Genomic DNA, 23,581 nt, shown 5'->3' on the forward strand with positions numbered 1-23,581 from the left:
TCCCTGCCTTGAACCAGCGCCAGGCCGTCTGGTATCGTACGCCGTTTTGCTTTGCCCATTCTGACAGCTTCATGGGATTACTATAACATAGAAAAGCATCTGCACTATCGCCAGCAGTTAACAACCCCACATCACCTTTGGGATCAGGAACACCAATGCCAGATTCTTCACCACAAGGAAGTCTCCTTCCTTAAGTAGGTTCGGGAACGTGGATCTAAGGGTCCCCTTTTCGAAACCGTTGACATACTCCCATGAATGAATTCGTGGGATTCTGGTTCATGGAAGGACGCCTCCCGAAGCAGGTCTTACTCCTTCTCCCCAAGGGTCGGATGCCCCAATCTGGCTCCCAGGCGTGGAGACTTGTCGCGGATAGGGCGGAGGGTTTCCAGGCATCATGGGACTAGTACCAAACGAGGGGGCGACACCATTGAGACTGGGCGTGCTGACGGGCGGGGGCGATTGCCCGGGACTAAACGCGGCCATAAGGGCCGTTGTGGCCGGAGCCTCCCAGAAGGGTTACGAGGTGCTTGGCATACGGAAGGGCTGGGAGGGGCTGCTCACCAGGGATGCGGTGCCCCTGACCTGGGAAGACGTGGAGGGCATAGCCTCCATCGGGGGAACCCTCATATCCACCTCCAGGACCAACCCGGCCAGGAGCCCCGAGGCAACGAGCACGGCCCTGGAGAACGCCGAGCGTCTTGGGCTCGGGGCACTGGTGGCCATCGGGGGAGACGATACCCTGGGGGCGGCGTCACACCTCCAGGACCGCGGGTTAAGGTGTATCGGCATACCCAAGACCATAGATAACGATGTCGGGGCCACGGATGCCACCATCGGCTTCGACACCGCCGTTAACGTTGCCATGGCAGCCATCGACCGTCTCCACACCACAGCCAGGTCCCATGAACGCGCGGTCCTGGTGGAGGTCATGGGGCGGGACGCGGGGTGGGTCGCCCTCCACGCCGGGGTCGGGGCAGGCGCGCACATGATCCTCATCCCAGAGGTGGAGGTCAACACGGAGAGCATGGCCCACTACCTGGTGAACAGGAAGCGGCAGGGATACACCTATGCCATCATCGTGGTGGCTGAGGGGGTCAAGAGGGACGGGCACCAGGGGCTGCCTGATGACAAGACGGTGGACGAATTCGGGCACCCCCTCCTGGGTGGGGTAACCCGGATCATCGCGGACGAGATGGAACGGATTAGCGGCATCCAGACGCGCTACACAATCCTGGGCTACATCCAGCGTGGCGGGACCCCTACCTTGTTTGACCGGTTCCTGGCCAGCCGGTACGGCCTGGCGGCGGTGGAACTGGCGTCACAGGGCATGTTCGGTCACATGGTTGCCTTGCGGGGACGTGATATCGTATCGGTGCCCCTGGCGGATGCCGTCTCAAAGCCCCGGTTAGTCCCCAGGGAATTGTATGAGGGCTTGAGCCCACTGTGGCTTCCTGATGGCACGCCCCTCGGCCCTATCCCGCCAGGGACGCCCCGGGAGTGGCTGCCAGGACCACACCCCATCTAGTCCAGGAAGACGATACCTATCCAGGTGGGGGTTCGCCGGGAAGCCCAGGGGCATGCCTGCTTCCGCCGCAGTCCTCATCACATCCACCCCCATGGCCCCCCCGAGGGCCTAGCCTTGAAGGGATGCCGGCAGCCCCCTGGGATGGCTGGCCGGCACGCTCCTTGTGGGGTTGACAGGGCACTCTAACCATGCCCTGAGCCAGGGTGTAGCCATGGGAGAGCGCCTTGACCTCAATCTCCCCCACTACCCGGTGCAGTACCTCGGCTTGGCTGGCATCAAGCCATGGCTCGCCCTCAGCAGATCCCCCTGTCACCTGAACCATGATGGCCTGGGGGTACCGGGCTAGGGCCCTGACTTCGCTGGATCCCAGGGCGCCCGGGCCAGCGTGAAGGCGAAGATTGAACCCCGCCCGGGCTCGCTCTCAACCCAAACCCGCTCGCCGTGGGCCTCCACAATTTGGCGCACTATGGCAAGGCCAAGACCCGTCCCCGCCTTTTTCCCCCGGGACCTGTCCGCCTTGTAGAACCGATCCCACAGGAGAGGGATCTCTTCCGGCGCTATGCCCACCCCGGTATCGGTGACTGTCACCGTCACCGACGATTCCGAAACCTCGGCGTCCAAGGTCACCCTGCCTCCTCGGGCGGTGTAGCGCACAGCGTTATCCAAGAGGTTCAGGAGCACCTGCTCTATCCTGTCCCGGTCCCCCATAACGTCAACGCCAGGAACCCCTCCCTCAAGGCGTACACCCTTTTCCGAGGCACCGGGTGACACCTTGGCCAGGGCTGACCCCGCAACGCTGGCCAGGGAGAAACTGGCAATGTCCAGCTGGGCCTTCCCCGCCTCAAGCCGTGCCATGTCCAGCATGTCATTGACCAGCCGTCCCAGCCTCTCTGTCTCTGCCCGTATGATCTCCAGGTAGCGCCTGCGCGTATCCTCACCCGTGACGGTACCGTCCAGGAGGGGCTCGATGAAGCCCCTCATGGCGGTTAGCGGCGTGCGGAGCTCATGCGAAAGGTTGGCCGTGAATTCCCTCCGCATTCGCTCAAGCCTGTCCGCCTCGCTCACGTCCAGCAGCACCACGACGGCCCCGCCACCCGCCACCCGGATGGGAGACGCCTGGGCCCTGAGCCTCCGCGCCCTGATGTCCAGGGAGATGCCCGCGGGCTCACCAGTAGCCAGCACGTCCTGGACCAGCGTGATGACCTCCGGAGGCGCCTGGGAGAATCCCAGGAGCCGCCGGGCGGCGTCATTCAGGAAAACCGGGTTCCCCCTGGGGTCAAAGCCCACGACGCCCTCCTCCATGCTGGCCACCATGGACAGGAACCGGGCCTTCTCCTCTGTCAGGGCCCCTATTGTCCCCTGGAGGCTAGTGGCCAGGTGGTTCAGGGACTTTGCCAGTTCCCCCACCTCGTCACCCCCGGGCACCCTCACCCGGGTATCCAGCTCACCCTGGGCCATTTTCCCGGCGGCCCGGGTCATATCCGACAGCGGGCGTGCTATGCCCCTGGCCAGGCCATATCCCAGGATGGTGGCAAGACCCAGCGAGGCGGCGGCCGCCAGGAGCAGGAACCCGAAGTAGCGAGCCACGGTGGCATGGAGCCCTGTCAGGGGTGCGTGAAGGAAAAGGGCCCCCAGCACCTCCCCGCCCTCTGGGTCCACAACCGGGACGGCGACCGTCATCACCTGGCGGCCGTAGCGCGGCATCATGTGGATCCTGGAAATGGGTTCTCCGTTCATCACCTGCCTTAGATCCTCGGGGTCAAGGTGAGTACCCCGGAAATGCCCCTGCCTGGACTCGATTACTATGAGGCCACGGCGGTTCACCAGCCACACCCGGGCCCCGAGTATCCTGTCCAGGGAGTCAAGGAGGTACGTGGCAGTCTCCTCATCCACCTCGCCCCTGAGGTAGTCCAGGGTGAGACGGGACACCTCCTGTCCCTTGGCTATCAGGTCGGCCTCCCGGGAGGAGTAGATGTACTGGCGCAAAAGCCCCAGGAACACGAAGCCAAGGGCAAGCACGGTCACACCTATGACCAGCAGGTTTGCGGCCATCAGCCGGCTCATCAGGTTCTTTCGCACTCGTATTTCCCCCTGAGGAAAGCATAGCGGCCGAACTGTGCCTTGATTGTGACACAACACCGGGATGTGCTCTATCCAGTCCCCTAACCCAATATGGTATACTCAATCGCGCAGGCAATCCCTTTTTGCGGGGGTGATATGTCTTGGTGACGCGCTGGAAGGTGCTGGTTGTGGAGGACGATCCCAACGTTGTTGAGCTCGTTTCCCTGTACCTGGAGAAGGAAGGACTTGAGGTGTCCTTGGCCATCGACGGTGAGGCAGCACTGAGGGCCTTGCGTCTTGGGTGTTACGACCTGGTGATCCTCGACATCATGCTCCCTGGAATGGATGGCTTGGAGGTATGCCGGGAGATAAGGAAGGAATCCTCTGTGCCCATAATAATGCTTACCGCCAGGGACGAGGATCTGGACAAGATCCTGGGACTGGAACTGGGAGCCGATGACTACGTCACAAAACCGTTCAACCCCCGGGAACTCCTGGCCAGGGTGAAAGCGGTGCTGAGACGGTTCGTGGATAGGCAGGGGGACGGCCGCATCGTCCGGGGGAACCTGGAGGTGAACATCCAGGACTACTATGCCCGGATCAACGGTAAGACACTGCAGGTGACCCCCAGGGAAACGGAACTCCTTTACTTCCTCGCCTCTCACCCGGGGAAGGTGTTCACGAGGGAGCAGCTGCTGGAGAATGTGTGGGGGTATGAGTACCTGGGGGACGCCAGGACTGTGGACACCCACGTGAAGCGCCTCAGGCAGAAGCTCCGGCCAGCCCAGGGATGGGAGATCAAGACCATCTGGGGTGTGGGCTACAAGTTTGACACCAGCGCTTAGTTCCCTTTTTGTTCGGGATGCCTTCACAAACCTGACACATCTTAGGGTTATCCTGGTGACAGGAGGTGAAGAGGGTGAACAGGAAGATCATCATACTTGGGGCGGCAGTAGCAGCTTTACTGCTGGTCTCCCATGCCGCCCTGGCCTTCGGGCCTGCAGGGGGCATGGGCATGCAAGTTGACGGGTCGGAAGCGGAGTGCGCCGGCGGTTTCTGGGGAGACCTGGAACTCAGTTCCTCCCAGGCCGCCGCCATCGAGGCCCTGAAGAAGGAATTCATCCTGGAAAAGGCGCCCCTGGTGACTGAGCTCAGGCTAAGGCTGACCGAGGTGTGGCGCCTGAGGGTCGAAGAAGAGGCAGACCCCGCTGCCAGGGAAGCCAAACGCCAGGAGGTGCAGGATCTCAAAAAGGAGCTCCAGGCCCTGGGTGAGGCGCACCGGGAGGATCTCATGGAAGTGCTCACCCCCGAGCAGAGGGCGGTCCTGGAGAGCAGGAGTCCTGGAGGGTGCTTCGGCCGGGGCGGCATGGGACGCTTGGCAAAGAGGTCATAGCCAGGGTGTCACTGGGGGCCTTGCCCTATTGGGGCAGGGCTCCCAGTATCTTCATGGCACCCAGGATGGCGATAATGCCCCCCGGTGCCAGGCCAAGTCCCCTGCTGGCGGGAATCCTCGAACCCCGGGCACCAAGCAGAAAGCCAAGCCCCAGGCAGAGATACATGCCCAGGGCTGTCAGGACGGGAAGCCATACCACCGGGGCCCCTGCCATGCCCGCGCCAAAGCCGACCCCAAAGGCATCCAGTGCCAAGGCGACCCCCAGCACGCCAGCCTCTCCCAGGTTGATGCTGCCTGAGTGGTCGAGGTCGGCCGTCACGGGCTCCCGGAGAACGGCGATGACCAGGCCGAACCGGGGAAGATGGACCTCAAGGTAGGGAAGAGAATCGCCATTGCCCCGGGATGACCAGGCAGTGGCGGTGGTCCATACCCCAACCACCACAAGGAGCGTGCCGCCCAGGCCTGATGCGAGCGAGGGGTCGAGCATCTGGGCGGCGGCCTGCCCCCCCAGGAGCGCCAGGCCTATGAGAAGGCCGGAGATGAAGGCCACCAGGAGGCGCGAGCAGATCGGCAGCCGGATCCGCCTCATGCCATAGGTGAGGCCCACCAGGAAGCCGTCGACACTCAAAACCGCAGCGAGCACGAGGAGATAGAGGCCTGCCACACTGGACCCCCCGTTTCACGGGTGATGCCCTGGTTCTCCGGTCATACCCACGGTATGGAGGGGAAAGGTTATCTGTGCCTGTCCCGAAGGGCTTTCTGGTCAGGGGGACGCCTTGCGTGGCACACCGCGGCGGGCAGGCCTCGCCATGGACTTGGGGGAGAGGTTGCTCTCCAGGACATCACCCAGGAAGGCCAGGCCCAAGACAACTGTGGACAGGAGCAGGCAAGGGGCCCAGAGCAGGAGAGGCCGGGTCCTCATGAAGGGCACCGCCTCCGCGATCATGGTGCCCCAGCTGGGGTATGAGGGGTGAGCAGCAAGGCCTAGGAAGCTGAGGCCAGCCTCGGCGGCCACCCACCACCCCAGGCTCGACGTAGCATACACCAGCAAGGGCCCCAGGGAATTGGGGAGGATATGGATGAGGATGATGCGAGCATCACTGGTGCCGGAGACCCTGGCCGCCATGACGAACTCCTGGCAGGAAAGGCGCAGGGCCTCCGACCTCGCAAGTCTTGAGGCACCCGCGAACCCGGCAAGGGTGAGGGCCAAGACCACCTTGGCAAGCCCCGGGCCGAAGGCGGACATCAAGGCGATGGCCAGGAGGATGTTGGGGAAGGCGGCGAACACCTCCATCACCCTCATGGCCACACCATCGATGGCCCCTCCGTAGTACCCTGAGGGCAGGCCTACCGCTGCTCCCACCAGTGATGAGAAGAGGGACACGAACACACCGACGGTCAGCGAGATACGGGAGCCCCACAAGAGCCTGGAGAGCGTGTCTCGCCCTAGGTGGTCCGTACCGAAGGGGTGGCGCGGGCCTGGCAATTCCAGTACAGAGGAGCGGTCCTGAAAGCCAGGGTCCCAGGGGGAGAGCACCGGCGCCAGGCAGGCCGCCATGACCACCAGGAGGATCACGCCCAGCGCCAACCTGCCATGAGGCGGTAGGAACCTCATGAAGGCCCACCCTCCCCTCTCCTCATCCTTGGGTCTATCATGGCGCATGCCACGTCGCTGGCGAGGTTGGCCAGGGTGTACACGGCGGTGAATAACAGGGTGACCGCCAGCATCACCGGGTGGTCCCGGGAGAGTACCGAGTTAACGGCGAAGGAGGCCATCCCGGGAACCCGGAAGACACGCTCAACAAAGAAGGTGCCAGCCATCAACGCCCCTGCCACGGTACCTGCCGCAGCGATCACGGGGGGCATGGCATTTGCCAGGGCGTGGCGCACGACAAGCCTGAGGGTAGGGGTGCCCCGGGCCCTGGCAGCGATGATGTAGTCCTGGGCCAGTACCTCCAGCACGGAGGACCGGGTGAGCCTGAGGAACAGCGCCGCAGGGTAGCCGGATAGCACCAGGCTGGCGAGCCACCGGTTTCCCAGAGGGCCAATCACGGGCGGCACCAGGTACAGGACGGCAAATGCAGCCACAAACACTGGGATCCCGCTGAGGAAGGAAGCGATGAAGATGAGCGCGCGGTCAAGCCAGGAACGGTGCATCACGGCGCACAAGCTACCCAGGGGCACGCCCACAAGCAGTGAAAGGACCAGAGCGACCCCACTGACCTGCGCCGTGGCTGGGATGGTGGGTTTGAGAAGCTCGCCAACCCTTACACCACGGTAGCGGTGGGAGTACCCGAAGTCTCCAGCCAGGGCCCTCTCGAGGTAGCCCCAGAACTGGGCCCAGAATCCCCGGTCCAGACCGTACTCCTTGCTCAAGCGCTCCACGGCCTCGGGGTCAGCCTTGGACCCCAGGACCAGCTTGACGGGGTCTCCCGGCGCCAGGTAACCCACTGCGAAGGTTAGGAAGCTCGCAGCCAGGAGCACGATGAGAGCCGCGGCCACCCTGCGCGCCAGGAACGATAGCATGGCTCACCAACTCACCACCGTTTATCGCTCTATGGTCACCCCGTCTAGGGGGAGAACCCCCATCATGTTGTGTCTCAGGCCCTTCACATAGGGCTTGACCAGCACAGTGGACCTCCCGTAGAACAAGGGGATCCAGGAGCAATCCTCCAGGGCTATGTCTTCAGCCCTCTCGTAGAGGGACAACCGCTCCTCCTCGTCTTGGGTCCGGGCAGCCTCCTCAAGGATGGAGTCCATCTCTGTGCTGGCGAAGCGGACCATGTTATATGGACTCTTGGAATGCCAAAGGCTGTTAATAAAGGCATCAGGGTCCAGGTAATCCGCCACCCAGCCCATGGTGACTATGGGGAGATCATACGCGTACAGTCTCTCCAGGAAGGCACCCATTTCAAGGAGCTCGACGCCCACAGGCATGCCCAGCCCCTCCTGAAGGGAATGGGCTATGTACTCAGCCATGACCTTGCCTTCCATGATGCTGGGAGCCGTGAACGTGAGTCTTGGCATGCTGGAGGGGTCCTCATACCCGGACTCCCAGAGGAGAGCCTTGGCCCTCTCCAGGTCCACCTCGAACCTGCGAGCCACATACCCAGGCATGCCCGGGGCGAACACGCCGGCCGCAGGTGCGCGTGTGCCAAGCCACACAACATCGCAGAGCTCCTCCCGGTCAAGGGCCAGCGATACCGCCTGGCGAACCCGGACGTCGCTGAAGGGCTCATACTTGCCCTTGTTGAGTCCCAACAGGAAGGTGGATGCCAGGGGGTATTCCTTCAGGTCCTTGCTGAGCTCAGTCTCTTCCCTGACCTGGACCACCTCGGCAGGCATCAAGTGTGTGTAGTCCAGCTCCCCCTGGGTGTACATGAACAGCGCCACACTGGGGTCCGTCACGACCACCATCTCCACCGTGTCCAGCGCTGGTCTTCCACCATAGTAGTCGTTAAAGGGGTTCAGGATGATGCGGTCACCGGGGCGCACCTCGTCCACGACAAAGGGACCGGCCCCCACCGGTTTGCCACTGGTCCAAGCCGGGAATGCCTCTCCCACCTCTTCACGGGGGACCACCCATCCCGCAGGCGTGGTCATCCTTGCCAGGAAGAAGGGCCGTGGCTCCGAGAGGGTGATCATTATTCTATGGGTATCGACAACACTGATGCCCCTGACATCCTCGGCCGTCCCCTCCAGGACCTCAGCGGCCCCGTCAATATCCAGGAGGAAGTGGGCAACGGGTGAACCCGCAGCCGGATCGAGGCAGCGCTTCATACTGAAGGCCACATCCTCCGCGGTTACCTCCCGGCCGTTATGGAACAGGACGCCCTTTCTCAGGTTGAAGGTGTAGACCGTGCCGTCAGGGGACACCTCCCAGTCTTCGGCCAGGTCACCTACTACCTTGCCCTTCTCGTCGGTAGTCAACAGGCCCGCAAATATGTTCATGCCCACCGTCCGTGAGACCTCATCGGCGATGAATGCCGGGTCAAGACTCTGTGGGTCACCTATGATGGGCACCCGGAAGACAGAGGGCTCCCCATCCTTGCCGGCAATCCCGGTACCAGGTGGCGCATTGGAGCATCCCAGGAATGTGCTTGACAGGAATAGCAGGATGACTGCGGGAATTAAATGCCGGAATTTCAACGATTAGTCCCCTCCCCTGGAACGTCTATGGCTTCTAACAGCGGCATTCCGTGATCTTGGCTGGGATACCTTTTCTACGCTGAGACTTTATTCCCTTCATTTCATATCGTACCAGTTAGGACCCTTCTTAATATCCACCTTCAGCGGGACGTCCAGGGGGTAGGCGTTCTCCATCTCCTCTCTCGCCAAGGCCTGGATCTCCTCCATTTCTTCCACGGGCACCTCGAATATGAGCTCATCGTGAACCTGGAGGATCATCCGGGCCTCGTGCCTACTCTCCCGGAGCCTGCGGTGGATCCTCAGCATTGCCAGCTTGATGATATCCGCGGCGGAACCCTGGATGGGTGTGTTGATGGCCGTCCTCTCCGCAAAGCCCCTCTGGGCGGGGTTTTTGCTGTTAATGTCTGGCACAAACCTCCGCCTCCCCAGGATGGTGGAGATATGTCCCCTCGCCCTCGCCTCGGCAATGATGTTGCTTATGAAGTACCTCACCCCATTGTAGCGCCGGAAGTATCCCTGGATGTACTGGCCTGCCTCAGCCTTGGAGACCCCTATGTCCCGGGAGAGACCGAAGTCACTTATCCCGTATACAATGCCGAAGTTCACCGCCTTGGCCCTGTCCCTCATCTCCGGGTTTACCTTCTTGGGGTCCACTCCGAACACCTCAGCGGCGGTCCTGGTATGGATGTCCTCTCCCCTGTGAAACGCCTCCATGAGCACGGGATCTCCCGACAGGTGGGCTAGGATCCTCAGCTCGATCTGGGAGTAGTCCCCAGAGAGCAGGAGGCATCCCTCCCGGGCACGGAACACCTGGCGGACCCTGCGCCCCAGGTCAAGCCTGATTGGGATGTTCTGCAGGTTGGGCTCGGCGCTGGATAGCCGGCCTGTGGCCGTTATGGTTTGGTGGAAGGTTGTGTGGATCCGTCCCGATCTGGGGTCTATGAAAGCCCTGAGTCCATCCAGGTACGTGCTCTTCAGTTTCACCATCTGCCTGTACTCCAGGACCCTGGCCGCCACATCACTATGGGAAGCCAATTGCCAAAGCACCTCCGCATCGGTGGAATAGCCGGTCTTGGTCTTCTTGACCACCGGGAGCCTCAGGCGCTCAAAGAGCACCTCCCCCAGCTGCCGGGTGGAGTTGATGTTGAACTTCACCCCGGTCATCCCGTGTATCTCAGCCTCCAGCTGGTGGATGCGGGATTCCAGATCCTTGGCCATCTCCTCCAGCTGCCCGGGGTCCACCTCAACACCTGCTATCTCCATGTCCGCCAGCACCTCGGTGAGGGGCAGTTCCAGGTCAGCGAAGAGCGAAGCCATACCCCCCCCTTCCAGGGCTTCCAGCATGATGGGCCTCATCCTCTGGAGGGCCAGGGCCACCTGGGCCATGTATGATGCGGCCTCCTGGGGAGGAACCTCCTCAAAGCCCTTCCTTGCCCTCCCTGAATCCTTGAGCCCTCCTGGAGGTGTAATCCCGCATCCCAGATGCTCCCTGGCGAGATCCTCCACCCTGTAGGAGGACCGGGAGGGGTCCAGGAGGTAGGCTGCCAGCTCAGCGTCGAACCTGAACCCCTGCGGTCTGACCCCCCGGGCCTTCAGGTAGACCAGCAAGGGCTTCAGCCTGTATCCATCCTTAAGGACGCTGCTGTCAGAGAACAGGGGGGACACAGCCCTGAGGATCTCGGTTTCGCCGAGGTCCCCTGGGACGTATACGCCCGTCCCGCCGGAGGGGAATACCCCAATGCCCAAGAGACCATGGCCCCCAGAGAACTCCGCCACCACCTGCACGGGGCCATCCCACGCCAGAGCAGTATCCCCAGGCTTGAAGACCTTGACAGGGGGAATGGCCAGTTCCGCACTGGCGGCAGGAGTCAAGTCCAGTTTTTCCATGAGGCTGCGGAACTCCAGTCGCTCAAAAATGGCCGCAAGGCACTCCCTGTCCAGGGGACGGCGCTCACAGTCATGCAGCCGGAATTCCAGGGGCACGTCCTTGACCAGCCTGGAAAGCTCCCGGCTCATGAGGGCCTGGTCTCTCCATTTTTCCAGGGAGCTCCTGAGCCTTTCCCCCTTGACCTTGTCCAGGTTAGCCAGGAGGTTCTCCAGGCTCCCGAATTCCCTCACCAGTTTGACTGCGGTCTTCTCGCCTATTCCCGGAACCCCCGGGATGTTGTCGCTGGTATCACCCATGAGACCCTTTACATCCACGAACTGGTGGGGTGCCAAGCCATACTCTTCCACCAGGTCCGCCTCCCCCACCAGCCTGGTCTCGCTTATGCCCTTCTTCGTGAGCATGCACTTGATGCCCGGGGAAACCAGCTGGAGGGCATCCCGGTCGCCCGTGACGATGAGGCTCTCGTAACCCTCCCCCTCAGCTCGAGAGGCCATGGTGGCCAGCACATCATCGGCCTCGTAACCGTCGATCTCGAATATGGGGATGCCGAAACCCGCCAGGACCTCCTTGAGCACGGGTATCTGGACGCCAAGGCTGTCAGGCATGCCGGTCCGGTGGGCCTTGTATGAATGGTACTGCTCATGGCGGAAGGTGGGAGTCCTCCTGTCAAAGGCCACCGCCACGCAGTCGGGGTTCTCCTCCTCCAGCAGCCTTAGGAGCATCGTGACGAACCCGTACACGGCGTTGGTGGGCTCCCCGGAGGCTGTGCTGAAGGGGGGCAGCGCGAAAAACGCCCTGTTGACCAGGCTATTGCCATCGATGAGTACCAGCCTTCTCTTCATTTCTCTCGTCTCCCTCCCACCGGTGCTGCAAGTAGGATTTCCCCGTAGAGCCTGTGACACCTGCAGGTATTTGGAGGCTGCCTCCCCAACTCAATAGGGATTGCCTCTCATTGTGCGCCTGAATAACAACTCCAAGACCAAGGACTACCGTTGATGGAAGCATTATGGACTCTGAGAATGACCCTGGGTGCACTGCGACCTCCGGGCGCCAGGGCTCGCTTGTCGTGCCTTGGGAGAGCGGCGCGCGATGGCCCCGGCATGGAATGGATATTACGCTCCTGCGCATATTACCCACATGATGACGTTCGTAGCCTGGGTGCTGAACATGGGATATGTGCCTGCCGGCCCCCTTCAGGCCTAACCTCGCGTAAAGGGGGGCTGGGGGCATGTCCAGTACTCTTTATACCAGCCACCTGGGCTGTCACAGGTGAAGATCCCACGGGGCCCGTGGGCCAGTACTGCCGGGTGATTGCGGCCCGCGTCCACGGATGCCGTACGGGACCCTGGGCTTTGGCTTCGTGGAAGTGCCAAAGGAAGAAACCCGCCAGGTCATTGCCCGCTTGGACACCGCCGGATGGGCAGGCGCCAGACCAGCATGAACAAAGCACGGCCGGGATGGGTGAAGGCAACGGCAAGCACAGGCAGGGGATCTGAAGGGGCGCTGCTACGCACCCCCCTCTTCCGCGTAGTGGGAAGGAGTCTGCTGCAGCCCGCTCGGGTGCCGATGAAGAGGACCTCAAAGGGCGGGACGTGCTAGGAATGCAGGGGAACTGGGAGCCAGGCCATCGCGTTTTGCCCTTTACCCGTCATCAGCGCGGACCCTGGATGGCCGGGGATGGGCGAAGTAGGCAGCCCAATAAGGGTTGCTGGCATTCTTCCCTCCCGTGAGAGGGGCCCCTGCATGGGGCTGTTTCTCCCAGCCCGGGCAGGTGCTGCAGGCAGGCAACCCGGACAGCAACCCGGATGGAGCTTGATTTTTCTTGGCATAACCCATATAATGGTGCTGCGTAAACCGGGTGTTGAAGGTGGGATGTGTCTCCCATCAGCCCCCTGTAAGCGTACACCTTAACGAAAGGGGGACTGGAGACATGTCTAAGACTCTCTATTTTGGCAACCTGCCATGGGCGGTCACTGAGGAAGACCTCACTGAGTCCGTGGGACAGTATTGCCAGGTCATCGCTGCCCGCGTTGCCACGGACGGCGCCACGGGACGCTCTCGTGGCTTTGGCTTCGTGGAAGTGCCTGACGAAAGCGCTCAGGACGTCATCGACCGCCTGAACGGCGCTGAGTGGGAAGGGCGCAACATAACCGTAAACGAAGCACGGCCAAAGCGCAATGACGGCGACGGGCCCAGGCGTAGGCAGTACCGGTAAACAGAGATGGGCGCCCTTTAGGGCGCCTTTTCTGTTGTCTAGAGGCCAGGGGGCGATGGGTGAGGGGGATGGCTTAACCCGCCATCGCTGGAGTGTACTCCATAGTGGATGACACCACCAACCCGGGGCCAGGGAAGCGGCGTTTGCCGCAGGGATACGGAATACCGGGTAAAGAAAGGACCGGGGTCACCCGGTCCTTTGCCTTGTCTTCTTGCTACTTTCTCCGTCTAATCAGGTACCACACCGCAACAAGTATCAATACCACAGGCGCAGCCCCGGAGAGGAACACCACCGTCTTGGTGGCGAAATCCGCCAGCGCTTTTAGGGTTTTCAAAAACGCTAAAACCACCTGGTCCCAGAGCGTGGGCTCCTTTGGCGTTACCTCTTCCACCGAGGCGAGATTGACTTCAATGGTGGCCAGGGCGACCATAGAGCCCAGGTAGTTAAGCCTTCCCGTAAGGCCCTCTATCTCCGAGCGCACCCTGCTTAGCTCCGACTCTATCCTCAGGAGTTCATCTACATTCTGCGCCTTGGCCAGGATATCCAGGAGGCGCTGCTCGTGAACCTTCAAGCTCTTCAGGCGCGACTCCACATCAACGTATTCCTCGGTAACGTCTGTCCCGCCAACCTGCTCGTGGGTAACCTTCCCCAGCCGGCGCAGTTCCTCAAGGACGGGCAAGAAACCCTCTTCTGGAACGCGCAGCACGAACCTGGCGTTTTCCCCATAGGGTGCCTCCCACTGCGCCGATTCCTGGATGTATCCCCCGGAGGCTAGCGTGATACTCACCACTGCCTGCTTGGCACCGGCAAACTCCTCGTTCAGGACCTCCACCTGCAGGCTGGCGCTTTTTATGATCTTACGGTCAAAGGAGACAGTTGCTGAGCCTACTTGAGGGGCTGAGTCCTGATACGTAGAGTATGATTCCTCCCCAATCTCCGCCAGTTCCTTGGAGTAGGACTCATCAGCCCCTAATCCAGACCGGGAATCCTCCACTGGCGCTGGTGCCCGGCCAGGCTCCTGGGCCGTGCTGCCCATGCCCCCTATAGGGAGTAGCTGGAGAATTGTCCCTGAGGCAACCCCCATCACAAGTACGGCCGCCACTGCCGCCACTGCCACCAGTGCCTTGTGCCTTGAACCGGACCAGAGGGCGAAAACCTTGTGAAGTCCTGCCTGGCGGCCTGAAGACTCCAGGGCCTTGGCTAGACTCTCGTGGAAATCGGGGGGAGGATCCTCCATTCCCAGATCCCGGCATGCCGTGACTAAGGTCTCCATCTCCTTGAGTTCTCTTCGACAGGATTCGCAGCCGCGAAGGTGCTCTCTAAAGCACTCGATCTCAGTCTCGCTCATCTCACCGTCAAGATATGAGGAAATATCACCGGGCAGTTCCTGGCATTTCACTTTCCACCCCCCTTTCACCCCTTGTGACGCTGGCAGGTGCAAAAAGTTCCGACGAACTCAGCGCCCGCCTCAGTGAGCCACGGGCTCGGTTCAGCCGGGACTTCACTGTCCCTAGGGAGCAGTTGAGTATGGTGGATATCTCATCGTAGGAAAGCCCGTGGATGTCTCGAAGAAGGATGACTATGCGATGCTCAGGTTGGAGTGACTCGATACTCGCCCTGACCGCATCTTGGACCTCCCTTCGCTCCGCCATCTCTTCCGGGCCGTCCCCGGGGTCCGCCACTTGCCTTCCGGCTTGGCCCTCGCATGTTGTCACTGGCTTGTCAAGACTGGTTACGGCCACCCTGTGGCGCTTCCTCAGCTGGTCCAGGCACACGTTAGAGGCTATCCTGTAGAGCCACGTTGAGAAACTGCAGTCTCCCCGGAAATCCCTGAGTGACGTAAAGGCCTTGAGAAAGGCCTCCTGGGCCACATCCATGGCATCTTCAGGGCTACCGGTCATCCTGAGTGCCAGGTTGTAGATGCGTTTCTCATGCGCGGAAACCAAGAGTGAAAAGGCGCTGGGCTCTCCCTTCCGCGCCCTTCTGACGAGAACCTCGTCCTCCTCCCGCAAGGGGCTCCCTCCCTTCCGTCACTAGCCCGGACCAAGGCAACTTGAGGAGTCCACGAATTACTTGACGCCTGTACGGCTGGAATGTTCCCTTCGTCACGTAGGGGATTCTCTGCTGAGAATGCGATTCCTCCATGCCAAGACCAGGGGGTACTTCCCAGGGCTACCAGGGAGCAGCTGTTCCTATGGCGCAAAACGTAGGCCTTGGCCTCACTGGCGGGTGAGGCCAGTATTTCCTGGAGCAGTGCCGGAGGGGGCAGCCAGAACCCTGATTCCAGGAGAACTAAGGCAATGTCCCCAGCACTCAGGGGCTGCCGGTCATACACGTCCGGGTAGAGTGTTAGGGTGGGGATGCCAAAGGCACCCTTCACCTCCAGGCGATCGTACCTTATGGACACCTCCGTTCCCACCTGTACCCGCCGGAAGAGGCTCTCAACGTCCTCATTGCGCATCCTGACACAGCCCTTGGAAACGGCGCGCCCAATGGAACTGGGTGAGATGGTGCCGTGGATCCCGTACAGAGGCAGATCCAGCCCCATCCACCGGGTTCCCAGGGGATTGGCCGGACCCGGGGGCACCGGCGCTGCCCCGGGCTCCGGGATCCACCACGGGTCGACCTGCTTTGTCACCAGCGTGAACTCACCTACGGGGGTTGGGGTTGCGGGCTTCCCTATGGCCACCGGGTAGGAGTACAGTTCCCTCTCGCCTTGATAGACACGGAGGGTGAGCGCGGGCAGGTTCAGCACAAGCCGGGTAGGCTCGTTACGGGGTGCACCCCTCGTGGAAGGCGCGCAGAATGCCAGGAAAAGACACATGATGGCCGCTACAGCCAGTCCTCTCCGGGACATCAATAAACCTCCAGACTATCCATCGCTTGCCAACTGGCCCCGATGGGTGTTCCTGTGGTACTATATCTATGCGTGGCAGGAAGAATCTGGCCAGTCCAAATCTGAGGTTGGGAGGAGCATCAATGAAGCCGAAGACCAACGCACCCGTCAAGGCGCCCGCAGCCTTGACCCTCGTCGCCCTTCTCGTCTACCTGGCACTTCTCGCTAATTCCTCTTGGGTTTTCGGCTTGTTCCTAACAGGCGGCGAAACCATCCAGACCCCGGAACCGGATAAGGCCATTGAACCGCCTCCCGCCCCCGCAGACCCTGAACCGGAGCCTGGTCCTCCACCAGTGACTCGAGTTCCCGTGGAGGTTCGAGGGATATACATGACGGCCTACTCCGCGTCCTCGCCCGAGACGGTCAGCAAACTGATAAGGCTTGTAGAAGAAACCGATCTGAACGCGATCGTCATCGATTTCAAGGACAACACGGGATACATAAGCTATCCCGTGAGCACCCAGGCAGCCCTGGAGATGAATGCTATTCGCAGGGGCCACCCGGACCTCCCATCCCTCCTTGAAGACCTGGAGTCAAAGGGCATATTCGCCATTGCCCGCATAGTTGTTTTCCAGGACCCCGTGGCTGCCCAGGCCAAGCCCGAGTGGGCCATACGCACATCCCGAGGGGAACCTTGGAGGGACGCAGCCGGGTACTACTGGCTAAACCCCTACTCCCAGGAAGCCTGGGAGTACATCGTGGATATCTCTAAGGAAGCAGCCCTCCTGGGATTTAAGGAGATCCAGTATGACTACGTGCGTTTCCCAGATTCCAGGGCTCGCTCCGGGGCTCCAGCGGTACTGGACAACCCCCTGGGAATGGGACGGGTGGAGGCCATCAATGCCTTCCTTGACTATGCGTATGAGGAACTCCAGCTGTATGATGTGTCTGTCTCCGCGGACATCTTCGGGTTCACTACCAGTGCCTCTGATGACATGGGGATTGGCCAGGACTTCTCCAGTATAGTAAAGCGGGTTGACTATGTCTGTCCCATGATTTACCCGTCTCACTACTACGATTCCGGGATATACGGTCTGGCGGACCCTGAAGCGGACCCCTATCGCGTTGTCAGGAGAGCCTTGGAGGACGCCTGGAAACGCATGGGGGGCGCAAGAGCCATAATGCGGCCTTGGCTCCAGGATTTCAGCCTGAGGCACCGCTACGGCGTAGTGGAGGTGGAGGCACAGATCAGGGCTGCACATGAGCTCGGGGTAACAGAATGGATCCTATGGAATCCCGCCAATGTGTACACCCGCCCCGTTGACTACATGGTTGCCTACGGTACCGGCTCTCCGCCGGCGGTGCCAAGTGTCCAGGAGGGACCCTATGAACCCAATGAACTCGGGCGGGTGATGATCCTGGAATACCACGAGGTGGGACCAGAGGAGAAACGCTGGGCCAGGACTTACCAGAACTTCCGGAGTGACCTGGAGACACTCTATGAAGAGGGATACAGGCTTGTGAGCCTTAGAGACTACCTTGACGGCACCATAGGCCTGCCAAAGGGTTACTCTCCAGTGATCCTCACCTTCGATGATTCCACACCAGGGCAGTTTCGTTACCTGGAGGAAGAGGACACACTCCTAATAGATCCCCAGTGCGCCGTAGGCATCCTCGAGGAGTTCTACAGGGAGCACCCGGAGTTCGGGCTGGAAGCGACCTTTTACGTGCTCCTGCCTCACCCGTTTGGGCAACCCGCCCTTGCCGATGAGAAACTGCGCTATATACTCGAGGTAGGAATGGACCTGGGAAACCACACCTGGAACCACTCGGACCTGAGGGGCCTGAGTTCATCGGAGGTGTCCCGCCAGCTGGCGTTGCCCGTCAAGCACGTCTACGAAGTCACCGGCGGCTATACTGTGGATACGCTATCCCTCCCCTACGGATCGTATCCCATCAATATCGAAGCGCTGGCCCGCGGTGAATACGAGGAGACAGCATATACTAACAAGGGTGTGCTCCTGGTGGGTGCAGGGCCTGCGCCCTCTCCCTACAGCCTGGCCTTTGACCCGCTCAGGCTGCCTAGGATCCAGGCCATACAGTCCGAGCTGGACAAGTGGATGGATCACTTTCGTGAGAACCCAGAAGACCGCTACGTGTCTGACGGGAATGCGGACGTGGTGACCTTCCCGTCATCGCAGGCGGGCCGACTCGATGCCCAAGCAACGGGAAGAAGGAAAACGGCAGCCTATTGACATTTCGTGAAGGTTCGTGATGCAAGCCGGTTTGTTGACACAGTGGTTTTCGAGTGCTAACATACAGATTGTAGTAGCCGAGGTGGCGGAACTGGCAGACGCGCGCGACTCAAAATCGTGTGGAGTAGCCCTCCATGAGGGTTCGATTCCCTCCCTCGGCACCAGTATAATATGCAAAAAGAAAGGCCGGGCGGTCCGCTCGGCTTTCGCTATATATGTATGCGCTACGTGGAGGGGTTTAACAGCATAATCCAATGACGAGTTGTGATGTTGGTTGGAAATAAGACCGAGAACCTCCCGTTTTTGGCTATGCCGCTTCAACCGGGCAAAAGCGGTAGCAAGACTCTAACCTGGCACACATAGGGTAAGTGGAAGGAGTTTCCTCCTCCGACTCCCCGCCAAACCGTACGTGCGGATTTCTCGCATACGGCTTTCCTTGAGCGTAACCCCATCACGGGGAGCTAGAAGCCTTGCCGCAAAGGAAGGTAACAATCGTCGAGTAGCGAAATGAGGCTCAGCTGTTGGAGGTACGCATTGGGGATACGCCAGTTCCATACCGGCTGGGCCTTCTTTCGAAAGGCCGTACTGCGCACCCTCATGCGAATCCACTGGTCCTCGCGGGTCCTCCGCTTGGAGTTTACCCTTAGCATTGAAGAGCAGGTTCCCGCGTTCCTAGCCGAAGCCTGTGCCCCGTGTAGTTTGGCAGAATAGGGGTACCGGATCTGGGGGAAGTGGTTGCAGAGCGGAAGTAGTTGGCAAGCCTCGCCAGTTTGCTAAGATTCTTTCAGTATCTCTAGCTGCTGGGGAGGTGCTTGTTATGCAGATCGTATGGGACTTTGAAGTTGGTGTTGAGGAATACGCCCAGGAGTTCATGTGCGTAGTGTTTTCCGATGCTTCCGGAGTGCCCGTGCTGTGGTGCGGGGGTTCGGTTGGAACGGCACGGGTACTACTTCCGCAATGTGCTTACCAAGGCAGGGGAATACCGCGTGGCCATTGCCAGGTACTTGTGCAGGTCCTGCCACCGGACGGTTTCCCTGGTACCGTGCTTTCTACTGCCCTACTTTCAGCGCACCAAGGAGGTGATCCTAGAGAGCCTGCGTGGCGCTCAGTGTCAAGCCGCAGGAGAGGTGTAAGGAGAAACGCACCACACCGCGCAGGGCGTCTCTCCTTTACATCCCTTCCCCATGTTGTCGATGTGCCAGGTACGCCCACTCACTCAAGCGGGCTCTCACGGCATGCCGTTGCCCACGGAACTTCCCAGCCCGTCAATGGGTTGCCTCTGAGTCGCTGTCACCGCTTGATCACCCGTCCTGCACGCTCCCGGTAGAGTGTGTACTCCCTGATGAGATTTTCGCTGGGCTTCATGCCGTGGGAGACCAGATACTCTTCCGCCTCTTTCCGCGTTCGGGCCATGGCTTCCGTAATGGCGTCATCACTGCCGATCCCCCCTGCGCTCTCCCCCTTGTTGGGTCCTTCTGATCTGGGATGAGACAACGACTCAGCCGCTGGGGGCCACCTGGTGAATTGGGGTATTGGCTTGAGGGAGGAGCCCCTCCAGGCACCCCCCGAAGGCCTCTTGCCTCCACCAATCTGGCCTGACTGCACCCGATATCTCTCAGGCCCAAGGTCAGACCGGCTCGACGCCAAGGAATAGGTTCGATGCCTGTGTGGCGTCTTGATATGAGCCTGGGAAGAGGAGGCCGTCTCCTCAGCACATATCTGCCTGGCAAACTCGAGGGCCCCTCCGTGAAGGGGTGGCTCATCGAAATAGATGAGGGCTCCTAGGACCATCATAAGTGCCAACGTTTCCAGCACAAGGTGCGCCATGCCATTCATCAGAGGCACGGCGATCAGGGCAGCTGGCGCCGAAGTGTTCTGTAGAGCCAGGGCGATCGTCCGTTTCAGTTCGGCAGGTAGTCCCCAGGTGCCGCAGAACCGCATGTCACACGCCCCCCACCCGCGGCTGGCGGTTACCAGACTGAGGGCGAGGTCTCTACTCTTGAAGGGCATGTGCCACCAAGGATAGCCTATGGCTGGCCCACTGTTGACGAGCGCGGTATGCCCCTCAGCCACCATAATGCACAGATCCCATGAGCCCGGCTCTGGGTTGTAGCTGTCGGGAGTAACCTCAACCACCCTTGTCTCGGCACCGGACATCCAAAGAAGCCTTTCTGCGTTCCTCACCTGCGTGCTCATGGCAGATCGAAGGACCTTCTCCCCCACAGTCTCCGAGACCACCTGCAATAGACACCGCCTTCCGACCAACGGGGGGTAGACAGAGAAAACCCCACCGGCCTTGTCTTCTCGGAAGGGAATGCCTAGCAGCTGACACACTGCCTGGAAGGATTCCGAATCCGGAAAACGAATGGTCTTGGAGCCAACTTCCTCATTGCTGATCAGCAGACGCACGATGCTCTCCCCTTACTCCCAAGAATCCACCCTGTCAGTTCAGCGTATTCGCCTGACCGCTGCCGTGTCCCCTGGTACCAGAAGGACCCTTACTGCTGTCCCTGCAGCTTGCCGATGGCCTCCCGCACCTGCTGAACCACCCTCTCTGCAGGAACCCACCAGCCCTGTGAGGCCACCTCACCTTCCACCGTGACAACCGGAAGATCCAGTTTCCGTGCGTTTCTGAGTCTGACGATGGCTTCGGGAACCGCCTTATCGCCGATATCCAGGTACAAACATTCTACACTATCTCCCAGGCTCTTACGAATGTGGGCACAATAGCCCTTGGCAACGTCCGAAATGTAACGTGGCTTGCAGCAACCGATTCGCCGTTCAGCACCTATGCACCTGACTCTAAACACGTTGACCCTTCCTCTCGCTGGGTGTGTGGTGTCAGTCTATGCCAGATGAGACACTTATGTTAAGATGACTATCAGTTTTGTTCAGGAAACTCTTTCCTCCTGCTAGTACTGTGGTAGAATATAGCGAACACTAGTTCGCTGGCGGTGAGAATCCCGTGGCCCGTGGGGAGGCAATCAGTTTCTTGGAGTTCCAGGAACGTTTCTCCGATGAGGAGACCTGTTATCAGTATCTTTTCGATGCCCGGTGGCCCAACGGCTTTGTCCGCCCACGTTGTGGCTGCAAAGAGCATTATCTCGTCTCGCGCGGTAGGCTCTATCAATGCCGGTTCTGCAGTTATCAAGCCTCCGTTACCGCTGGCACCGTGTTTCATAAGACTCGTACGCCGCTTCGAAAGTGGTTCCTGGCCATATTCTTGGTAGCCAAGGATAAGAGGGGTGTGTCTGCGCTTGCTTTGATGGCCCACATTGATGTCGGTTACCCTACGGCCTGGTTCATGTTGCACAAGATTAGGTCTGCAATGTCCCATCGGGACTGGAGGTATCAATTAGCCGGGCTCACCCAGCTGGATGAGGCATTCTTCGGAGGCCCAAACGGTAAGCAAGGCCGCGGAACCGATAAGGCCACTGCTTACATAGCGGTATCAGCTGCCGAGAATGGGAAGCCCTTTACGCCAAAGCACTGGTTGTGGACCGTATCACAAGAAGACAGCACTTGAATTCGCAACCATACATCTGCGACCCGGATGTACTGTCACTACTGATGGGCTGAACATATATCCCCAGCTCAAGGAGTAAGGCTACGTCCATGAACGCGTGATCTCCTCGTACAAAGAGACTGAGAAGGCGCTTTGCTGGGGCCATACATTGGTATCCAACGCCAAGGCCTTCATATCTGGTACCTACCACGGACTCGACCAAAAACACCTGCAGGCTTATCTGGAATATCTTTACCGGTTAACCGAAGGTGGCGGCAATCTGAACTCCTTGCCCATTTGCTGACTGCCTGCATTACTGGTCCAATCGTCGCCTATGCTGACCTAACGTTATGGATCTGTGTTAAAGGGAAGGCAGCGACCCCGCGGCAAGAGGGGGGACCGCTGGGGTGGCGCTTCATTACTTGTGTGGCCTATACGGGTTCGGGAACAGCACTACTTTGACAGATTCTGCTGACTCCTTAAGAAATGTCACCAGAACCAGGAACACTTCAACACCCAATCGTCATAAGATGCACTGAAGTCAACAACCACAACAGAAAGGGGAGGCTCATGCATGGGACTGCCCGACTTTCCCAGAGTCCAAAAGCCCATTAAGCCGCTAGACTTTCAGTGCGAGTGCGTATGCGTTGAGGTTCAGAAGATCCTCGACGGACGCAAACAGAAGGAGTGCCAGGTATTTGTCAGCAACGTGAATTTCGCATTGGTAGGTCTAACACTGCCTCTTGTAGACGAGGATCAGAATCCTCTACTCATCGTTAACTGGCTGCCAGGTGATGATATCTCTTGCGCGGGAGCAGTGTTCAAGCAGAATCGGAAGACGCAGATATTCGTCATTGAGAAACCTCCACAGGACTTTACGGTCACACCACTGCCGGATACCGACCCACCCGCGGCTGAGATAACTGTGGTGGTTACTCCCGGAACGGATCCGACCCCCATCAACACCTGCAGGGTCAAAGACACGATCCTGGTGGAACTGGTAAACAACACCCCTCTTCGAATCCCAACACGGGGCTTCCTGGAAGTGTGTCCTATACTCTTCGTCAAGGATCTCATCATGTTCTGGCCCGATCCGGAGCAAATTGGTCTGGTCAGCGTGAAGACCGAGTCTTCCTGGGAGATCATAGACTGCACTGTCCAGCAGTTCCTTAACGTGTTGAGAGTGGAGGTCTCCGTAGGCGCCTTCATCATTGTGAAGACGTGGGCCGAAGCGCAGCTGGTGATGACCTCTTATGGCGAATGTGACTGGGAGTTGATACCGCCTCTCGAGGACAACGCCTGTGCAGGGTTTATACAAAGACAGTTCCCTCCCTTCAACCCTGCTCAGCTGCAAGACTTCTTCAGACCTCCCAGCGCATGAACAAGCGCTATGGCCCGGCGAGAGCCGGGCCATTAGCGGACACTTCTGAGGACAAGCACTTCAGGCTATTATTAGCAAGATTAATGAGGCTCAAGATTCAGTAACACCATACCGGATTCGACAGTCCATAGGTAACGGATGAAGCCACGCTGGTGTTAAGGGGCACGAAGAGAGGGAGAGCAGGACTATAGGTGTGTAACTAGGATTGGGACTTGGTATAAGACGGGATAATACCAAGAAAGCGAGGGGGTTGTTAACTGCTGGCGATAGTGCAGTGATTTATGCTTTTCTATGTTATAGTAATCCCATGAAGCTGTCAGAATGGGCAAAGCAAAACGGCGTACGATACCAGACGGCCTGGCGCTGGTTCAAG

19 protein-coding genes, 1 tRNA gene and 1 pseudogene are annotated in these 23,581 nt (G+C 59.8%); 10 read left to right on the forward strand and 11 right to left on the reverse strand.

Annotated features, from left to right (window positions below; genetic code table 11):
- Window positions 1-427 precede the first annotated feature (427 nt).
- Both AB1576_10575 and AB1576_10580 read left to right on the forward strand, forming a co-directional pair.
- Complete coding sequence (locus tag AB1576_10575; protein ID MEW6082197.1) at window positions 428-1,525, forward strand: ATP-dependent 6-phosphofructokinase; 1,098 nt, start codon at window positions 428-430, stop codon at window positions 1,523-1,525.
- A gap of 169 nt (window positions 1,526-1,694) precedes the next feature.
- Entirely contained in the window at window positions 1,695-1,871 is a 177-nt protein-coding gene (locus tag AB1576_10580; protein MEW6082198.1) for a hypothetical protein, read from the forward strand.
- On the opposite strand, the gene AB1576_10585 is transcribed toward AB1576_10580, so the two are convergent.
- Window positions 1,868-3,604, reverse strand: a complete 1,737-nt coding sequence (locus tag AB1576_10585; protein ID MEW6082199.1) for an ATP-binding protein — start codon at window positions 3,602-3,604, stop codon at window positions 1,868-1,870. The two genes, AB1576_10580 and AB1576_10585, sit on opposite strands and share 4 nt — an antisense overlap.
- Before the next feature lie 143 nt (window positions 3,605-3,747).
- Between AB1576_10585 and AB1576_10590 the strand changes: the two genes are divergently transcribed.
- On the forward strand, window positions 3,748-4,431 hold the full coding sequence (locus AB1576_10590) for a response regulator transcription factor (GenBank protein MEW6082200.1): 684 nt from the start codon (window positions 3,748-3,750) through the stop codon (window positions 4,429-4,431).
- A 74-nt stretch (window positions 4,432-4,505) separates the two neighbouring features.
- The gene (locus AB1576_10595) at window positions 4,506-4,979 is read left to right on the forward strand and encodes a periplasmic heavy metal sensor (protein MEW6082201.1); all 474 of its coding nucleotides are present in this window, start codon (window positions 4,506-4,508) and stop codon (window positions 4,977-4,979) included.
- 25 nt (window positions 4,980-5,004) lie between these two features.
- Here AB1576_10595 and ytaF read toward each other — a convergent pair whose 3' ends face one another.
- The 5 genes from ytaF to polA form a co-directional block, all read right to left on the reverse strand.
- Window positions 5,005-5,643, reverse strand: a complete 639-nt coding sequence (gene ytaF, locus AB1576_10600; protein ID MEW6082202.1) for a sporulation membrane protein YtaF — start codon at window positions 5,641-5,643, stop codon at window positions 5,005-5,007.
- A gap of 99 nt (window positions 5,644-5,742) precedes the next feature.
- Complete coding sequence (locus tag AB1576_10605; protein ID MEW6082203.1) at window positions 5,743-6,594, reverse strand: ABC transporter permease; 852 nt, start codon at window positions 6,592-6,594, stop codon at window positions 5,743-5,745.
- The gene (locus tag AB1576_10610) at window positions 6,591-7,505 is read right to left on the reverse strand and encodes an ABC transporter permease (GenBank protein MEW6082204.1); all 915 of its coding nucleotides are present in this window, start codon (window positions 7,503-7,505) and stop codon (window positions 6,591-6,593) included. Before AB1576_10610 ends, AB1576_10605 begins: the two co-directional genes overlap by 4 nt.
- A 21-nt stretch (window positions 7,506-7,526) precedes the next feature.
- Window positions 7,527-9,128, reverse strand: a complete 1,602-nt coding sequence (locus AB1576_10615; GenBank protein MEW6082205.1) for a peptide ABC transporter substrate-binding protein — start codon at window positions 9,126-9,128, stop codon at window positions 7,527-7,529.
- A gap of 96 nt (window positions 9,129-9,224) precedes the next feature.
- On the reverse strand, window positions 9,225-11,858 hold the full coding sequence (polA, locus tag AB1576_10620) for a DNA polymerase I (GenBank protein MEW6082206.1): 2,634 nt from the start codon (window positions 11,856-11,858) through the stop codon (window positions 9,225-9,227).
- A 1,088-nt stretch (window positions 11,859-12,946) separates the two neighbouring features.
- Between polA and AB1576_10625 the strand changes: the two genes are divergently transcribed.
- Window positions 12,947-13,231: an RNA-binding protein gene (locus tag AB1576_10625; protein MEW6082207.1), complete on the forward strand. Its 285-nt coding sequence runs from the start codon at window positions 12,947-12,949 to the stop codon at window positions 13,229-13,231.
- 214 nt (window positions 13,232-13,445) lie between these two features.
- Here the strand turns inward: AB1576_10625 and AB1576_10630 are convergent, their stop codons facing one another.
- The 3 genes from AB1576_10630 to AB1576_10640 are packed head-to-tail and all read right to left on the reverse strand — an operon-like array spanning window position 13,446 to window position 16,088.
- Window positions 13,446-14,630: a DUF4349 domain-containing protein gene (locus AB1576_10630; protein MEW6082208.1), complete on the reverse strand. Its 1,185-nt coding sequence runs from the start codon at window positions 14,628-14,630 to the stop codon at window positions 13,446-13,448.
- The gene (locus AB1576_10635) at window positions 14,605-15,132 is read right to left on the reverse strand and encodes a sigma-70 family RNA polymerase sigma factor (protein MEW6082209.1); all 528 of its coding nucleotides are present in this window, start codon (window positions 15,130-15,132) and stop codon (window positions 14,605-14,607) included. The genes AB1576_10630 and AB1576_10635 overlap by 26 nt, the downstream gene beginning before the upstream one ends.
- Window positions 15,129-16,088 carry a L,D-transpeptidase gene (locus AB1576_10640; GenBank protein ID MEW6082210.1) on the reverse strand — a complete coding sequence of 320 codons (960 nt, stop codon included), beginning with the start codon at window positions 16,086-16,088 and terminating at the stop codon, window positions 15,129-15,131. The genes AB1576_10635 and AB1576_10640 overlap by 4 nt, the downstream gene beginning before the upstream one ends.
- A 122-nt stretch (window positions 16,089-16,210) precedes the next feature.
- Here AB1576_10640 and AB1576_10645 point away from each other — a divergent pair, with 122 nt between their 5' ends.
- The 3 genes from AB1576_10645 to AB1576_10655 all read left to right on the forward strand — a co-directional run bounded on the left by AB1576_10645 (window position 16,211) and on the right by AB1576_10655 (window position 19,455).
- Window positions 16,211-18,322, forward strand: a complete 2,112-nt coding sequence (locus tag AB1576_10645; protein MEW6082211.1) for a putative glycoside hydrolase — start codon at window positions 16,211-16,213, stop codon at window positions 18,320-18,322.
- Window positions 18,323-18,398: 76 nt separating this feature from the next.
- Window positions 18,399-18,486: transfer RNA gene (locus tag AB1576_10650), tRNA-Leu, on the forward strand.
- 726 nt (window positions 18,487-19,212) lie between these two features.
- Entirely contained in the window at window positions 19,213-19,455 is a 243-nt protein-coding gene (locus AB1576_10655; protein MEW6082212.1) for a DUF6431 domain-containing protein, read from the forward strand.
- Window positions 19,456-19,612: 157 nt separating this feature from the next.
- On the opposite strand, the gene AB1576_10660 is transcribed toward AB1576_10655, so the two are convergent.
- Window positions 19,613-20,731 carry a hypothetical protein gene (locus tag AB1576_10660; protein ID MEW6082213.1) on the reverse strand — a complete coding sequence of 373 codons (1,119 nt, stop codon included), beginning with the start codon at window positions 20,729-20,731 and terminating at the stop codon, window positions 19,613-19,615.
- 89 nt (window positions 20,732-20,820) lie between these two features.
- Window positions 20,821-21,006 (reverse strand): hypothetical protein, encoded by a 186-nt coding sequence (locus tag AB1576_10665; protein ID MEW6082214.1) that lies wholly within the window; start codon window positions 21,004-21,006, stop codon window positions 20,821-20,823.
- 281 nt (window positions 21,007-21,287) lie between these two features.
- Here AB1576_10665 and AB1576_10670 point away from each other — a divergent pair.
- Window positions 21,288-22,178: pseudogene (locus AB1576_10670) on the forward strand (IS1595 family transposase).
- Between the two features lie 223 nt (window positions 22,179-22,401).
- Window positions 22,402-23,208: a hypothetical protein gene (locus tag AB1576_10675; protein MEW6082215.1), complete on the forward strand. Its 807-nt coding sequence runs from the start codon at window positions 22,402-22,404 to the stop codon at window positions 23,206-23,208.
- The last annotated feature ends 373 nt before the right edge of the window (window positions 23,209-23,581 follow it).

Source organism: Bacillota bacterium (genome assembly GCA_040754315.1).
Lineage (GTDB): Bacteria > Bacillota > Sulfobacillia > DUSP01 > JBFMCS01 > JBFMCS01.

Coding starts and splice junctions, on each gene's coding strand:
- AB1576_10605 (MEW6082203.1), bottom strand. CDS start 6,594: ATGAGGTTCCTACCGCCTCATGGCAGGTTGGCGCTGGGCGTGATCCTC.
- AB1576_10610 (MEW6082204.1), bottom strand. CDS start 7,505: ATGCTATCGTTCCTGGCGCGCAGGGTGGCCGCGGCTCTCATCGTGCTC.
- polA (MEW6082206.1), bottom strand. CDS start 11,858: ATGAAGAGAAGGCTGGTACTCATCGATGGCAATAGCCTGGTCAACAGG.
- AB1576_10625 (MEW6082207.1), top strand. CDS start 12,947: ATGTCTAAGACTCTCTATTTTGGCAACCTGCCATGGGCGGTCACTGAG.
- AB1576_10635 (MEW6082209.1), bottom strand. CDS start 15,132: ATGACCGGTAGCCCTGAAGATGCCATGGATGTGGCCCAGGAGGCCTTT.
- AB1576_10640 (MEW6082210.1), bottom strand. CDS start 16,088: ATGTCCCGGAGAGGACTGGCTGTAGCGGCCATCATGTGTCTTTTCCTG.
- AB1576_10645 (MEW6082211.1), top strand. CDS start 16,211: ATGAAGCCGAAGACCAACGCACCCGTCAAGGCGCCCGCAGCCTTGACC.
- AB1576_10655 (MEW6082212.1), top strand. CDS start 19,213: ATGCTTCCGGAGTGCCCGTGCTGTGGTGCGGGGGTTCGGTTGGAACGG.
- AB1576_10675 (MEW6082215.1), top strand. CDS start 22,402: ATGGGACTGCCCGACTTTCCCAGAGTCCAAAAGCCCATTAAGCCGCTA.